Below are 15,467 nucleotides of genomic sequence, written 5' to 3'. Positions count from 1 at the left end.
ACAAAAGGCATGTTTGTAATAGCAAATATCGCCTTTTGTCTTGTTTTAAGGAGAATAAAATCAATGAAAAAGGCTATTGGATACCTCTTGGGGCTTGTTTTGATTTGTACGCTCACGTTAGGTACTTCGATGGATGCACATGCATCAGAATTTAATTTTGCTGCTGAAACTCAAATTCCGAGCAATCAAATCGATAAGAAGAAATCCTATTTTAATTTAAAAATGAAGCCGGGACAAAAGCAAACTCTGGTAGTTAAATTGCGTAATGATACGAATAAGGCGGTAGTGGTCAACCCGCAAATCCATTCTGCGACGACTAACATGCATGGGGTTGTTGAATACGGTGAAGCGAATGTTCAAAGAGATAAGACCTTACCTTATTCATTAAGGGATTTAATAAAGGTGGAAAAGAAAATTACTGTTCCTGCTAAAAAGAGTGTAGATTTAAAGTTAGCTGTTACTATGCCGGATAAACCATATGTGGGAGTACTTGCTGGAGGTATTACGTTGGAAGAGAAAAAAGTTGCAACGAGTCAAAAGCAAGATAAGGGCATAAGTATTGAAAATAAGTATGCTTATGTCATCGGCGTTACGTTACAAGAGTCAGACGAAGAAGTAAAGCAAGATTTAAAATTAAGGAAAGTAGAAGCGGGTCAGACGAATGCGCGTAATGCGATTCTATTCACCTTGCAAAATCCTACACCAACATACTTAAATCGTTTTGAGTTGGAAGCAAAGATTACTCGAAAAGGGAAGACGGAAACGTTATATAAATCTTCACAAAAGGACATGCAAGTTGCACCTAATTCTCATTTTACTTATCCCGTGTTGCTGAATGGCGAGCCGCTTAAACCAGGTGATTATACGCTCCATTTGAAAGCAAAATCTTCAAAGGAAAGCTGGCGATTTACGAAGAACTTTCAAATTAGACGAGACGAAGCGAGTAAATTGAATAAGAAAGATGTGACGATCGAAAGCCCGAATTATTGGTGGCTCATTGCGCTTATTGCAGGTGTTGTCATTGTGGTTGGTTTTTTGCTTTACTTCGCTTGGAGAAAGAAGAGGAAGAAAAATAGACGAACAGCTAGGTGATCAATGAAAAAGGTGAAACTCAAGTTTTTGAGTTTCACCTTTTTTCTAGTAGTTTTGCCATGTAAAATTCATCGTAATAGCGGCCTTTCATGTAAATAGCATCTTTTTTTAAACCTTCTTTGTAAAAACCAAGCTTTTCATATAATTGAATGGCCGGGAAGTTTGCGGTGATTACAGTTAATTCGAGTCGATGAATAGATTCGTTTCTTGCCCAAGCGAATATTTCTTCGAAAAGTTTAGAGGCAATGCCCTTCTTTTGGAATTCTTTTTGTACACCAATGACTAGATAGCCAGTATGCTTGATTTTTGTAAGATTAGAGGTTTGCACGGAAATAACCCCAACGATCTGGTTTTGTACGATTGCACCTAATAAAATTCCGTTTTCCTGAGTATTTTGAATAAAACTTTCAAGCTGTTTTTCTTGATAAAGACGTTCTTCAGGCGAATAGAGCATAAAATCAGTTTCTTGGTCTAGCTGTTTCATACAGTCGTATAGTTTCCTTTTTTCTTTTGGAGAAATTTTTTTTGTAAAGTATGTCCATCTGTTTCCCCCTTTCTGTATAAGCCTATTATAGCGGAATTAATAATGAAAAATATTGCATTTGCAACAAAAAGAGATTAAAATCGAAAATAAAGAGGGGGGAGAAAGAAAGTGAAAGATGTGTTGCGAGAACTTGGGAATATTGCTCGAGCGCTCGACTCGATTAGTAATGTTGAATTTAAAGATTTAAAATTAACTAAGGGACAATATTTATATTTAGTTCGAATTTGTGAATTTCCTGGAATAATTCAAGAAAAATTGGCGGAAATGGTGAAAGTAGACCGAACTACAGTTGCTCGGGCTGTAAAAAAATTAGAATTAAATGGTTTCATTGAGCGCAAAATGGATAAACAGAATAAGAAGAACAAGCAACTATTTCCAACAAAACGTGGACTTGATACTTTTCCATTTATTATACGAGAAAATGAGTATTCAAATTCGGTTGCACTTGACGGCTTTTCAGAGGATGAAGTTGAATCATTAGTTTGCTTCCTGACCAGAATGCGGCAAAATATTGAAACTGACTGGAATGCGGTGAAAAAAGGTGGAAAACGGATTTATTAAGTGGAAAGGGTGGATTTAGATGATTAGTATTGAACCTTGTAGTCTGGGTCAGCTTGATTTACTTCGATCGGTTAGTATTGATACTTTTATTGATACTTTTCGAGAGCAAAATGCTGAGGAAAATCTGCAAGCATATGTGGACCGGGCTTTTGATGAAGAACAATTAGAGAGGGAGCTTACTGATTCGGAGTCAGCTTTCTATTTGATTTATTTGGATGGGCAACTTGCTGGTTACTTGAAACTAAACTGGGGAGATAGTCAGACGGAAAAAATGGGAAATGATCATTTAGAAGTGGAACGAATTTATGTCCGAACCATTTTTAAACGAAATGGATTGGGGCGACGACTTCTTCGCCATGCTTTTGATGAAGCAAAAAATAAAGGAAAAGAAGTCATTTGGCTTGGCGTTTGGGAGGAAAATCAGGATGCCTTACAATTTTACAAGAAACTTGGATTTTATCAAGCTGGTGAACATGTTTTTCTATTTGGAGAAGAGGAGCAAACGGATTTGATTTTGAAACGTCCCGTCGAAATTTAGAAGAATTTACATGCTTAAGTTTAAACAAAGTTTGTTAACTTTCACACTATGTGATTTTCAGATAAAAAGTGGCTCTGCTGTTGCAGCAGAGCCACTTTAATTTTTGGTTTTAATGTGCACAATTCATTTTTGTGTTATTAACTATGATAAATAAAAAACAAAATTGCTCATTTTAATGAAAAACGTGAATAAAGTTCACAAAATGTCCACATATTTTTTGTCTGAAGTATGGTAAAATTTTATCGAAATAATCATAAAAAGAGGAGATGAATTTCATGTCTGGACAAATTAGAATGACCCCAGCTGAACTACGGGATCGTGCAAAAACTTATGGAACAAGTGCACGTGACATTGAACAAATGTTACAACGCTTGTCTCAACTACAAGAACAACTTCGCAGTGAGTGGGAAGGTCAAGCTTTCCAACGTTTTGATGATCAGTTCAATCAATTGAAACCAAAAGTAACTGAATTTGCAAACTTGATGGATCAAATTGAACAACAACTTCAAAAAACTGCATCTGCAGTGGAAGAGCAAGACCAACAACTTTCTCAAAACTTTGGTTTCTAACATTCTACCTTAGAACATACATATTTGTGTGTCTTGAAAAGCCATGTAGCCCTTCGTTACATGGCTTTTTCTGAAAAGTGCACAGTGAGTGGAGATGGAAGGCGTCTGGGAATAGAGTAAGCTTGAAAAACGGGAGTGACTAAACAGGATAATGCGGAAAATAAAATGGAAAATAGTGCTGTTTTTGATTCTGGCAATCGGATTAACGGCTTCTGTCTCTATTTTGGGACTGAACCAATCCATTAGCAAAAATCGAAATCAAAGCCAGACTGAAAAACAAGATAGTGCGATAAAAAGTGAGCAAGTACAAAAAATGAATGTAGCTCTTGTCAATGAAGATAAAGGAGCAAAACTTTCGGGCAAAGAATATTTGTTTGGAAATGATATCCAAACAAGTGTGCTGAAGGATAAAACACACGACTGGGCAACGGTAAGTCGGGGTGTAGCTGAAAGTGGATTGAAACGGGATATTTATAATCTAATGATTGTGATTCCGAATGATTTTTCGAAAAAAGCGTTATCGTTAACGTCGGATTCGCCGGAAAAAATACAGATCTATTACAAAATTAATGATACGGGAAACAATGATTTGAAAACAGAAGCAGAAAAAACAGCCTCTGACTTACTTTCAGACATGAATCAGCGAGTGATTGATGTTTATTTTGCAAGCATATTAACGAACTTGCAAGAGTCACAGGACAATATTAAAGAATTGGTTAACAAGGAAAAGAAAAATAATGATCGCTATAATGTTTCGGTACACAATCCGCTAGCAAATTATACGGATCAATTTAAAACAGTGCAAGACTATACAGGGAGCTCAAAAGAAAGTTTTACTGGATTCCAAGATTTATTGAAAGGTCATGAGAATTCTCTTTTAGAAGCAGACCAAGAAAATAAAGTTTATGGGACTGATCTAAGCAGTCTACTTAAAATGCAACAAGATCATACACCTTTTGGAACAACATTTGAAGACAATTTGCAGAAGTATACGGCGAGTTTATCTGCGGAGAATGTGCAAAGCCAACTAGGAGCATTGCAGCAAGCGAATGCACTTTTATATCGAGAGTTAACATCGTCAGAAAATACGACGTCACTTATGACACAGACACAACAACTGCAAAATTATATAGCAGACGTTAATGCGAGAATTACAGCGGTTGATCAGTCGCTTAATGATACGATCAATGCAGAGATTCAAGATGCAGTTAAGCAAGATTTAGTTCGGATACTTTCTGGGGGAGCTGGTGGATCGAATGAAGTATTCACAATAGCTTCGCTCGACCCGGATATTAATAAGCGCTTTACAGATACGCTCAAGGATTCTATTAAGGAACTGCAATATTTTTCGGAAGACGATGCTGCTATGCTTGGGATTGATACGGAAGCGTACAAGAACATTAAAGAACTTGCTAAGCAGTATATGAATGAAAATCCTACAGAATTCAATGATGCAGATAAAGCACAGAATCCATCTAAGAATGTTATTAACGATCAAATTGTTGAAACGCAAAATAAGAAAGCGCAAGAATTAAAACAGCAGGGGCTCACGATTCATTCGGATTCGCTCATGCTATCTGAGACGGACCCCGGAACGGAAATGGAAATACGTTTGAATTTCGACAGACGATTTGATTTGGAAAACTTAACACTGACTAAAGATGGACAAAATGTGGATTACCAAATTGCAGAGCAAAGTGATGGCAAGCTTATTCTTCATTTTTCACAAGAAAATGGCGAGGCAGGGAATTATGCCATTTCAGCAACTGCTAAATTGAAAGACAATGTTGCAGCAAAGGACATTCCAATTTTTGGATCGCTGAAAATAAATGCGACGGCTGTACAGAAAGTGAAAAAGGAAGTCGTTCAAGATACAGCTGCAACTCCTAATCCAGCTCCAGGAACTACTGGTAATGAATCGACCGAACCGAACAATTCTACGAAGAGTTCGGCGGGTACTGAAGCGACTGGGGAAAGGAATGTAGGTGCTACTGATGGCAAAACAGGTACTAAGGAAGTTGAACCAGCTATTGAAACGAAGGAAGAAACACTCATTCAAGAAGTTTATTCGTTTGAGTTTGCAGACTTGCCGTTTTATAACAAAGATGATTTTAGTTTGACGGATATGTTTAAAGAGCTGCGTTTGATTGTGCGGAATTATGAACGGACGGGCATATTATTCCAGCTTTATTATGGAATTAATCCTTGGGATAGTAACTATACACCTAGTGGTTCGCTTGACAGTCAAGCAACTTCTAATTCCTATTATGCTATTTTCAACCGAGACGACTTACTAGAAACGATTGCTGTGAAGGCATCAGGTAATATGACGAAGGCGTATAAAGAAAAATTGTCTGCGTTTGAGTCGAGGATCGCTGATTATAAACAGGTGATGAGTGATGCGGATTCACGGTCGCAAGATGTGGCTGCGCGGCTTATTGGAACGAATCAAGAAGCAATTAGTCAAAATGAGAACTTGGCAAAAATGCTAAGTGATATTGATTCTTGGCGAGAAAAGAGTTCGGGACTCGTTTCGGAAAATCAAGTTGTACTTGGAAATAGTTCGGATGAACAAGCGGCAACAATGGCTCTTGATAGTTCATTCGGGTCTTTACTTGCGACAAGTCAGAGCTTAGCAGATTCTACTGGACAAAATTTAGATTCGGCAAAAGGTGTGTACGACACGTTTGATGCAATTGATCAAGAAGCGAAAAATATTCAAAAAAGCGGAGAAAATTTAATTTCAGAGGCAGGCGGTTTATCAGGGTCACTTGCGAAAAAATTACAAGCGGATCAGACTTTTTCGAAGAACTTTTCGAAGGTCATGAAGAACAGTCGTGTAGGAGATCGTCAAAATGAAAACCTATATAACTTCTTGAGTAATCCAGTTGAAAAAGTAAATGGGAAAGCGATTGTCGCTGGAGATAAAACGACGCCTTATTACATGGTATTGATTTGTACGATTATCGCTCTATTTTCTGGATACGTCATTTCTGCTTTTGAGAAGAGACGTATTCAAAAAGACCAATTCAGTGAAGAACTGTCGATTGCTTCCCGTAATTTACCGATTACGAGTATCACGGTTGGGGTTGCGGTTATTGAAGGTTTGATGATTGGACTTATTTCTGGAAAAATCTTTGATGTGAGCGAGATTGGCTATTTCTTCTGGATAGGTATTTGTTTGCTGCTCATGCTACTCCTCGTATCTGGATGTACTTACTTGTTGCGGCAGTTGCAGATGGTAGGGATGTTTATCATTTTGCTTGTGCTAAGTTTGTATTTATTCCTAACCGATGCAATTGGACTAAATGTTGATAAGACTTCTGCGTTTGGAACGCTACAGAAATTCTCACCACTACAATATTTAGAGACCTTGCTTAATCGGATTTTGAATGGGGAAAGCAACATTTTGATTCTGACATTTGCTTGTATTGGAGTCGCTATAATTCTGATTGTTAGTAACTTGTTTGTTGTCAAAAAAGAAGCAGCGGAAGGAGAGGGCGTACATGAAAGCTAGGTTTTTAAGTATAGGTTTACTGATTATACTTGCTTGCTTTGCTACAGCTCCTTTCGCATTAGCGGCAGGAACAGGTTACTTAGAAAATGATGGGAAGATGGATCTGAAGACGGATCGGCTACAAAAAACGAATGAGGAAAAGCAAGAGGATCTTAAAAAGGCTGAGCCGACAATGCTCGATCAGTTGGAATTGCCACTTTTCACTCAAGATCTTGAAAAAAAAAATAAAAGCACAACAAAAGAAAGAACAGAAAAAATTTTCAGGAGATGCAGGATCAACTGTTTACAGGGAAAGCAGTGAAAAGTGATACAGCGAAAACCACACAGGAGGAACTTTTCAAGAAAACGAATACGACTCAAGCTTCTGAAGTGGGGGAAGATGTTCAGGATAAAAAAGGAAAAAGTACAGAATCAAAGTCATTGATTGCGATTATTGGTGCAGTTGTTATCGCACTTGGTGGTGGAATTTATTTTGCAAGTAAAAATACCATGGAGTAAGGGAGGATTAAGAGATGGCGAAAGAGACACATTTAAATGTGACGGTGGATTTTTCGAAGTGGGGTGCGGAAGTTTATGACTTACGCATTCCAGTCGGTCAGCCGGTAAGGGCTTTGATTGATAATCTAAAAGAAACGCTCAAAATTGAGATGCCAGATGCTTCGAAATGTTCGATTAAAGCTGTTAATAAAGGGATTTTATTAAGTGATGATGACAAAATGGTAGATTATCCAATTACAAATGGAGACATCTTAGAAATTTTATAAAAGGGAGCCGAGATGATGAAAAGTACAATTGAAATTGATGGTGTTACATATGATTTTAACTATGAACAGAATGAGTGGCGCGTTAGCTTTGTTGAATCCCGTACGCGGATTAAAGATGCTGCTCAGCTTGAAATTTTAACAAAACCGTCGCTATATTTTGTTCCAGTAAAAATTGAGCATGAAAAGGAAACTTATACGTTTTGTTATGAAATTGGGGAGACCATGTATCGCTTTGAAGAGGTCAGTAAAATGGAGCGAAAAGATAAACTGCGCGCCCTTAAAAATGTTGCGGATTTAAAAGCGCTGATTGGAACGCGTTTTACGTTTTTCCTTCACCCTGGAAATCTTATTTTTGATGAAAATTTAATGCCGAAAATTGTTCACCGTGGCTTAAAAGGAATCATTCATCCTTATGACTTAACAGAAGAACTATTCTTTAAGCAATATCAATCGCTTTGTGTGGCAATGTTTTCGAAGAAGTATCAATTTGATAATTTATACGCTGGCTCCCTTAAAAACGCTCGGGGAACTAATTTTGAGCGGCATCTAGCAGACGCAAAGACGACAGAGGAAATCGAAAGTTTCTTGCAAGAGTCGTTTGAAAAAGAATTGACAGATTCGAAACGAAAAATGATGTTGATTCCAAAGAAACGGTTCCGGATGTTTAGGGGGCTTGCGGTTGGATTTATTATTGCGACGCTACTGCTTGCGGGACCAGTGGTTTATTTTGCGTTCTTCAAAGTGCCTTATCAAAATGACTTGCTTTTGGCGAATGAGGACTTCCTTAAAACGGATTATACAAAGGTGATTTCAGATTTAGAGAATGAAAAACCTGAAAAATTACCTCAAGCTTCGAAGTATGAGCTAGCTTATTCTTATTTACAAGGAGAAAAGCTCGATGATAAGCGTAAAGAGAACATCATGAAAAATGTTAGTTTGAAATCGGATGAACAATATCTGCTTTACTGGATTTATAATGGACGCGGTGACTTTGATGAGTCACTTGATTCTGGAAAACGACTTCAGGACAATGAACTGGTGGTTTATGCACTTACGAAACAGCTGGAAGAAGTTCAAAATGACAAGACGCTTTCAGGTAATGAGTCTGTGAAGAAACAATCAGAAATTGAAGCGGAACTGAAGAAATATATGGAAAAAATTAACGGGAAAGATGATTCCGAATCCAAATAGGGGAGAATGAAGATGGGACAGAATACTTTACTTATTGTTAGTAACGGGAAAGCTTGTCATAAACAACATGTGTCTCCTGATAAGGTGACGGAGATTAGCGGTAACAAGGAAGCAGCAGTCTTTTATCCGGAGTTTCCCGGAACAGTGGACGTGCGCTTTGAAGATGAAGTGTGGATGGCAGGTAACACGGCACTTGAATTTGACCAAAAGCAAGAACTTGAAGTAGGCGAGAACGGACGGTTGTCACTTTACTTAACAGAAAATGTGGATGTGCAGTCTTTTGACACAGCTGGAAAACTCGTACTGACTTTTGGTGCTGGAAAAGAAAATGATGTGGTGCTTTCGGGTACGGATGCGGATTTTGTATTTATGCGAGATGACAAACAAGACATTTTTGCTGTGCAGGTTTTCGCTGGGGAAGTTTATCACAACTTTGAACGCTTGACAGGACGAGCTGACCTTCAAAATGGGGATCAACTCTATGTAGATGGGATCACCCTCACAGTCGGTCAAGATGATTTAACAATTGCGGCGGTTAAGTCTCGTATTTCGACAGATCTTGCTCCACTTTTCTCAGCCGATAATGCTTTTGGACCGGACTATCCAGACTATCACCGTTCACCGCGGATCATTTATCGTGCGCCTGAGGATAAGTTTACGCTTGCAAAACCTTCTGCGGCACCTACGAAGCCATCAGAGGGACTTTTGAAATTGATTTTACCTCCGCTTGTGATGATTGCGATCACGGTACTGATTTCGATTTTTCAACCGCGTGGGATCTACATCTTAATGACACTTGCGATGACAGGGATGACGGTTATCATGTCGCTTGTCACATATATTAAAAATCGCAAAGAATTTAAAGTAAAGACAAAAGAACGCGAGGAAAGCTACGATTTATATTTGAAACGTCGTACGAAAGATTTTCATCAGGCAAGTGAAAAGCAACGTCAAGCATTGCTTTATCATTATCCTTCTGTTGAAGAAATCGCCGAAATGGCAACACGTGTAGATTCGCGTATTTATGAAAAAACGAGATTACATCATGATTTCCTGACTTTTCGAGTAGGGACTGGGACAGAACCGATCAGTTTTTCTGTAGATTATAAAGAAGAAGAGTTTTCACAAGATAAGGATCCACTTGCGGATGCTGCTAGTCGTCTCAAAGGGCAATATGTGGATGTGAATAATGTTCCAGTTGCGACAGACTTAATGAATGGGCCTGTCGGATATATTGGTCCACGTGGACTCGTTTTAGAACAGTTGCAAATGCTTGTCATGCAAACAGCACTATTTCATAGTTATTATGATTTGCAATTTGTGACGATTTTCCCGGAAGAAGAAAAAGAAAACTGGGAATGGATGCGCTGGCTTCCGCATGCGAATTTGCGTGATGTAAATGTTCGCGGCTTTGTTTATCATGAGCGTTCGCGAGATCAAGTGTTAAATTCACTCTACCAAATTTTGAAAGAGCGGAAACAAGCACTTGCAGAAAGACCGAATAAAAATGAAAAACTATTTTTCGCACCGCATTATGTCGTGCTTATTACAGATGAAAAACTTGTGCTTGACCACACGGTGATGGAATTCTTTAATGAGGATCCATCAGAACTTGGGGTTTCACTTGTTTTTGTTCAAGATGTCATGCAAAGCTTACCAGAACACGTTCGGACGGTTGTTGATATTCGTGACCATAGAAGTGGGAATATCATTCTTGAGCAGGGTGATCTTGTGAACCGGACATTTATCCCAGATCACTTACCGGAAGAATTCGATAAGGAAACAATTTCGCGTGCACTTGCGCCGCTCAATCATCTTCAAAACTTGAAAAACTCGATTCCTGAGGCAGTTACATTCCTCGAAATGTATAATGTGGAGCGCGTGGAAGAATTAAATATCGGGAATCGCTGGACACAAAATGAAACGTATAAGAGCTTGGCTGTGCCACTTGGGCTACGCGGAAAAGATGACATTGTCAATTTAAACCTACATGAAAAAGCGCACGGGCCACACGGGCTTGTTGCGGGTACGACAGGTTCAGGGAAATCTGAAATTATCCAGTCGTATATTATTTCACTTGCTGTTAATTTCCACCCATATGAAGTGGCATTTCTGTTGATTGACTATAAAGGTGGCGGGATGGCGAACTTATTCAAAAACATGCCGCATTTGCTAGGAACGATCACGAACTTGGATGGTGCGCAGTCAATGCGTGCGCTTGCTTCGATTAAAGCGGAGTTACAAAAGCGTCAGCGCTTATTTGGTGAGCATGATGTGAATCACATCAACCAATATCAAAAATTATACAAACAAGGCAAAGCAAGCGAACCGATGCCTCATCTATTCTTGATTTCAGATGAGTTTGCCGAACTCAAATCAGAACAACCGGAATTTATGAAGGAACTTGTTTCGACGGCGCGGATTGGACGGTCGCTTGGAATCCACTTGATTCTTGCGACGCAAAAACCAAGTGGGGTTGTCGATGACCAAATTTGGTCGAACTCGAAATTCAAATTGGCGCTTAAGGTGCAAAATGCGAGTGATTCAAATGAAATTTTGAAAACGCCAGATGCAGCAGATATCACGCTTCCTGGTCGAGCGTACTTGCAAGTCGGAAATAATGAAATTTATGAGTTGTTCCAAAGTGCATGGAGTGGTGCGGATTATGTGCCGGATAAAGAAGATGAAGATTATCTCGATACGACAATTTATGCGATTAATGAACTGGGACAATATGATATCTTAACAGAAGATTTGAGCGGATTAGACAAGAAAGAAGATTTAACGAAGCTCCCTTCTGAACTTGATGCTGTCATTGATTATATCCATGAATATACGGAGGCAGAGGGGATTGAGCCATTACCTCGACCTTGGCTTCCACCGCTTGAAGAACAAATTTTCTTGCCAGAACTACATCCTGTGGATTACATGTCGGAATGGGCACGTGAAAAATCGCCACTACATGCGACAATCGGTTTCCTAGATATTCCAGAAATGCAAGCGCAAGAACCTCTTACACTTGATCTTGCGAAAGATGGACACTTGGCCGTCTTTTCAAGTCCGGGATACGGGAAATCAACTTTCCTTCAAACAGTTGCGATGGGTCTTGCTCGCGAGCATAGCCCAGAACGCTTGCATATTTATTTGCTAGATTTAGGAACAAATGGACTTCTGCCACTTAAAGATTTGCCGCAGGTTGCGGATACGATCATGGTGGATGAAGAAATCAAGATGCAAAAACTGATTCGCCGGATTACGCGTGAACTTAAAGTTCGGAAGCAAAAACTAAGCGAATACGGGGTTGCGAACATTGGTATGTATGAAAAAGCAAGTGGGACAGAGGTTCCTTCGATTCTGCTTGTGATTGATGCATTTGACTCAGTTGCAGAAGCGCCGTATAAAGATGATTTTGAGAAACTGATTGCGCAAGTGGCGCGTGAAGGTGCAGGTGTTGGGATTCATCTTGCCATTAGTGCAGTGCGTTCGAATGCGATTCGGATCCAAGTGCTTGCGAATATTAAGACGCAGATTGCGCTCTACATGATCGACCCGACGGAACCACGCAATATTGTAGGAAAAACCGACCTGACGATTGAGGAAATCGCGGGGCGTGGACTTGTGAAACTTGAAAACCCAACTTCGTTCCAAACGGCACTTCCGGTTTCGGGGGCAGATACGCTTGAGATTATTGAAAATGTACAGGCGGAAAGTAAGCGGATGAGCGAAGCGTGGACAGGTAGCGTGCCGGATGCGATTCCGATGGTACCAGATGTTCTGCCGATTGCGGAATACTTAGAGAAACAAGAAGTTACCGAGATGCTCAGAAACGGGGGAATCCCATTTGCTGTTGATTTCGAGGATGTTCAGCCGTTTGACTTATCATTAAATCAGCGTGGCCATACGCTCGTTCTTGCAGACTCACCAGATGTTGTGGAAAGGTCGATGCAATCCATTTTGGAAATGGCTGTGAAGAGTACAGGTATTCAGGTGACGTTATTTGATAATAGTTCATCACGCTTTGGAACTTATCAAAATCAAGTTGATTTGTATGCAAGTGATGAGGCAAGCTTTACATCTATTATCGGAGAGCTTGCAGCGGCATTTGACAACCGTGAACAAGCTTGGCGTGAAATTCAGTCGACGGGCATATCGCTCCAAGAGTTTTCGAAGCAATTTGAGCCAATCGTTGTGCTTGTAACGGATACGGCTTATTTAGCTGAAAATGTTTCGATAGATGCGCAAAAGCCACTTCAAAAACTTGTAGAACAGGGTGAGAAGATGGGTATCTACTTCGTTGCTGGAGCTGTGAGCGGACAAATTTATAGGGCTTATGATGAAGTTTCGGGAATGTTCAAGAAACAAAAAGTCGGCATCTTAGTTGGTAGAATCATCGACCAAAACGTACTTGAAGTCATGAACAAGCCTTATAAAGAACAGCCGCTACCACCATATGAAGCTTACTATATCAGACAAGGGCAAGCTGAGCGGATTAAACTTGTTGCTCCGCTTTAAGAAGGAGGAGATGGAATGGGTTTATTTGGTTTTTTTAATACGCCAACAGAAAAGAAACGAGATGACTATGATAAACTGCATGACTTATTGAAAGATGCGATTCGGGAGCATGATAATAAGATGGCAGAAGCCAAAGAAACGTTCAATAGTTACAAAAGCGCTGTACCAAACATGTCGAACAGCAAGCTCCCTTCTAATGATTTCGATCCAAAACGGGAGAAGCTAACTGCGAAGCTAGCTAAGTATATCAGTAGCGAAGCAGATAAACGCTCGAAGCTCGTCAGTGCGAAAAACAAAGCCTACGACAAGTATACAGAATACAAGGCGCAGGCAATTCACGAGGCGGCAGTTGAAAAGGCGAAGAAAGAAAAAGAGCGAAAAGAACGGGAGGAGCGACTAAAGAATGGGTAATGTGAAGATCAAAGCAAGTAAAGTTGCGGAAGCAAAAGCGCAGGCTAAAATCGTAGAAGACTCCCTCCGCGAAACGCAAAAAAAAATGTTCTGACCTGACCTCCTATGTAGCAAGTGCAAAGTGGGACGGGAAAACGCGGGATAGTTTCTTGACCTACATCGAGTTAATCGAAAAATACCACAAGGAAGTAAAATCACGTTACAAGAAGCAAAGAAAAGCTTTACAGAAATTGTCAGAATTCGAGGCTGACTTTGAAGAATCAAGTCAAGTACGTGAGGTGAAACGACTATGACAGCACAGGATACTTTTCGTGTAGAAGAACTATTTTTGATTGCTTCTGCTTTTGGCGGGGAATCCGTTTTCGGTTTACCAGACCGAGCGGTTTTCCAGCTGCAAGGCGAAGAAGGTTTTCGTGAAGGCTATGAGGCGCTTCAAGCGAAAGGGATTTTGAATGAAATTGGCGAACTGACAGATGGAGGCGCACTCGTTGTCGAATCTCTCGAAAACTATCAGCACTGTCAGTCGTATGTTCGGCTCAATCAATTTATGTTCGGGTTTCGGGATGAGGATTCAGAGAACGCGTATTTGCTGATTGAGGTGGAAGAAGATTCTTCTTACCGGTTTGAAGTCATGGATAAAGTATTCATTTTGCAACTTCTTACCCAGCAGTTCCCGCTACTTAAAAGAACGTTGTCGGAAGAAGAAAAATCATTTTTAATGCGTAAGCTGAGTACGGAAGACTCGGAGTTAGCTGCGCTAAGTGAGCCAGATGAACGTTTTTTGAGTATGGAATATTTTCATGTAAACGAGGAGCCATGTGTGGAAGAAAATCGTGAATTTTATCAGCAGTATTTCTTGTTTGTTTGGAAAGAGCGGTTGATTGCGGTTGACGTGGTACGTGAGGCGTATTATCAAGTGAGCGGTTATTGGCTGTGGAATGAGCTTTACCGCGAATTGAAGTTTCCAGTGAAGGAGGCGCTAGAGAATGGCACAACAGGCATTTAGTGGAGCGGGCGGTTCAGGAACGATTTCAATCAATCCAGATGAACTGACACACATTGCGAATGAACTAATGGCGATCGCGAATGAATTCGAATCGGTGATTGCGCCGGCGATTAAGAATATCAATCAACAAAACTATGTAACGGCCGGAAAAGCAAAAAAAAGCGATGAAGAAAGTATCCGATGCGAATGATCGCGTTTTGGAATTACAAGATCACTATTCCCGTGCATCATCACTTGTTTTTGAGACGTTAAATGCGATGATTCAAGCTGACCAAGAAGTGGGCGAAAAAATTATCGCGTCGCTGAATATTGGAGGCGATAAAGGATGAAGGATGTCCACTACATTGAAGCGGATTTTGAGAAAGCTGAAAAAAGCATTGGGAGCTTAATCGGCAAAGGCGTTTGGGGTAAAGGGGCGATTGATAGTTTAAAAGATGTCTCCAAGAACCTAGAAGAGGTGGAAAAAGATATTGCGAGATGGGATGCAGATGGCGCCATTTCATTTTCACATACGAATAATAAAAGCAAATATCAAAGTTTGTTCGAGGATTTTGAAGTTTTATATGACTTTGCAGGAGAAGCGGGGAACCTTGTAGAAGACAAGATTGACCAACCTTTTTATGAAGCATTAGATGAATTTGTGGAAGGTATGCGGGACTTAGATGCTTCAAAATTCACAACGAAAAATCGGATTGGTGCGACAACAACTGTCACGAGCTATGCGAATAGTTATACGCAAGAACAGATTGAAGTTCCCAAAAA

Annotated in this window: 15 protein-coding genes and 1 pseudogene; 15 read left to right on the top strand and 1 reads right to left on the bottom strand. The window is 39.9% G+C overall.

From position 1 onward, the window contains the following. Positions 1–63: 63 nt before the first annotated feature. Complete coding sequence (locus MAQA_RS11965; protein ID WP_036074199.1) at positions 64–1,092, top strand: WxLIP family cell surface protein; 1,029 nt, start codon at positions 64–66, stop codon at positions 1,090–1,092. A gap of 34 nt (positions 1,093–1,126) precedes the next feature. Here MAQA_RS11965 and MAQA_RS11960 read toward each other — a convergent pair whose 3' ends face one another. Beyond that, complete coding sequence (locus MAQA_RS11960; RefSeq protein WP_052008591.1) at positions 1,127–1,576, bottom strand: GNAT family N-acetyltransferase; 450 nt, start codon at positions 1,574–1,576, stop codon at positions 1,127–1,129. Between the two features lie 168 nt (positions 1,577–1,744). Here MAQA_RS11960 and MAQA_RS11955 point away from each other — a divergent pair, with 168 nt between their 5' ends. The 14 genes and pseudogenes from MAQA_RS11955 to MAQA_RS11895 form a co-directional block, all read left to right on the top strand. Continuing rightward, positions 1,745–2,197: a MarR family winged helix-turn-helix transcriptional regulator gene (locus tag MAQA_RS11955; protein WP_036074197.1), complete on the top strand. Its 453-nt coding sequence runs from the start codon at positions 1,745–1,747 to the stop codon at positions 2,195–2,197. A 19-nt stretch (positions 2,198–2,216) separates the two neighbouring features. Beyond that, the gene (locus MAQA_RS11950) at positions 2,217–2,735 is read left to right on the top strand and encodes a GNAT family N-acetyltransferase (RefSeq protein WP_036074196.1); all 519 of its coding nucleotides are present in this window, start codon (positions 2,217–2,219) and stop codon (positions 2,733–2,735) included. A gap of 275 nt (positions 2,736–3,010) precedes the next feature. Beyond that, complete coding sequence (locus tag MAQA_RS11945; RefSeq protein ID WP_036074194.1) at positions 3,011–3,304, top strand: WXG100 family type VII secretion target; 294 nt, start codon at positions 3,011–3,013, stop codon at positions 3,302–3,304. Between the two features lie 151 nt (positions 3,305–3,455). Further along, positions 3,456–6,821, top strand: a complete 3,366-nt coding sequence (gene esaA / locus MAQA_RS11940; RefSeq protein ID WP_036074192.1) for a type VII secretion protein EsaA — start codon at positions 3,456–3,458, stop codon at positions 6,819–6,821. Beyond that, entirely contained in the window at positions 6,811–7,122 is a 312-nt protein-coding gene (gene essA / locus MAQA_RS13880; protein WP_052008590.1) for a type VII secretion protein EssA, read from the top strand. The genes esaA and essA overlap by 11 nt, the downstream gene beginning before the upstream one ends. Beyond that, positions 7,119–7,319, top strand: coding sequence for a type VII secretion EssA family protein (locus MAQA_RS13875; RefSeq protein ID WP_052008589.1), 201 nt, complete (start codon positions 7,119–7,121; stop codon positions 7,317–7,319). The genes essA and MAQA_RS13875 overlap by 4 nt, the downstream gene beginning before the upstream one ends. Before the next feature lie 14 nt (positions 7,320–7,333). After that, on the top strand, positions 7,334–7,585 hold the full coding sequence (locus tag MAQA_RS11930) for an EsaB/YukD family protein (RefSeq protein ID WP_036074190.1): 252 nt from the start codon (positions 7,334–7,336) through the stop codon (positions 7,583–7,585). A gap of 15 nt (positions 7,586–7,600) precedes the next feature. Next, the gene (essB, locus tag MAQA_RS11925; RefSeq protein WP_052008588.1) at positions 7,601–8,776 is read left to right on the top strand and encodes a type VII secretion protein EssB; all 1,176 of its coding nucleotides are present in this window, start codon (positions 7,601–7,603) and stop codon (positions 8,774–8,776) included. A gap of 12 nt (positions 8,777–8,788) precedes the next feature. After that, entirely contained in the window at positions 8,789–13,288 is a 4,500-nt protein-coding gene (gene essC, locus MAQA_RS11920) for a type VII secretion protein EssC (protein ID WP_036074187.1), read from the top strand. A 15-nt stretch (positions 13,289–13,303) separates the two neighbouring features. Beyond that, positions 13,304–13,699: a hypothetical protein gene (locus MAQA_RS11915; protein ID WP_036074186.1), complete on the top strand. Its 396-nt coding sequence runs from the start codon at positions 13,304–13,306 to the stop codon at positions 13,697–13,699. A gap of 289 nt (positions 13,700–13,988) precedes the next feature. After that, on the top strand, positions 13,989–14,705 hold the full coding sequence (locus MAQA_RS11905) for a DUF5081 family protein (RefSeq protein ID WP_036074185.1): 717 nt from the start codon (positions 13,989–13,991) through the stop codon (positions 14,703–14,705). Next, positions 14,686–14,895, top strand: coding sequence for a hypothetical protein (locus MAQA_RS15835; protein ID WP_241463228.1), 210 nt, complete (start codon positions 14,686–14,688; stop codon positions 14,893–14,895). Before MAQA_RS11905 ends, MAQA_RS15835 begins: the two co-directional genes overlap by 20 nt. After that, complete coding sequence (locus MAQA_RS15830; RefSeq protein ID WP_241463227.1) at positions 14,870–15,034, top strand: hypothetical protein; 165 nt, start codon at positions 14,870–14,872, stop codon at positions 15,032–15,034. The genes MAQA_RS15835 and MAQA_RS15830 overlap by 26 nt, the downstream gene beginning before the upstream one ends. Then, positions 15,031–15,467: pseudogene (locus tag MAQA_RS11895) on the top strand (hypothetical protein); the annotation flags it as partial. The gene MAQA_RS15830 and the pseudogene MAQA_RS11895, both read left to right, overlap by 4 nt.

This window comes from Listeria aquatica FSL S10-1188, from assembly GCF_000525795.1.
Lineage (GTDB): Bacteria > Bacillota > Bacilli > Lactobacillales > Listeriaceae > Listeria > Listeria aquatica.
The sequence above is the reverse complement of the archived record's forward strand: the minus strand, read 5'-3'. Positions and strand labels throughout refer to the sequence as shown.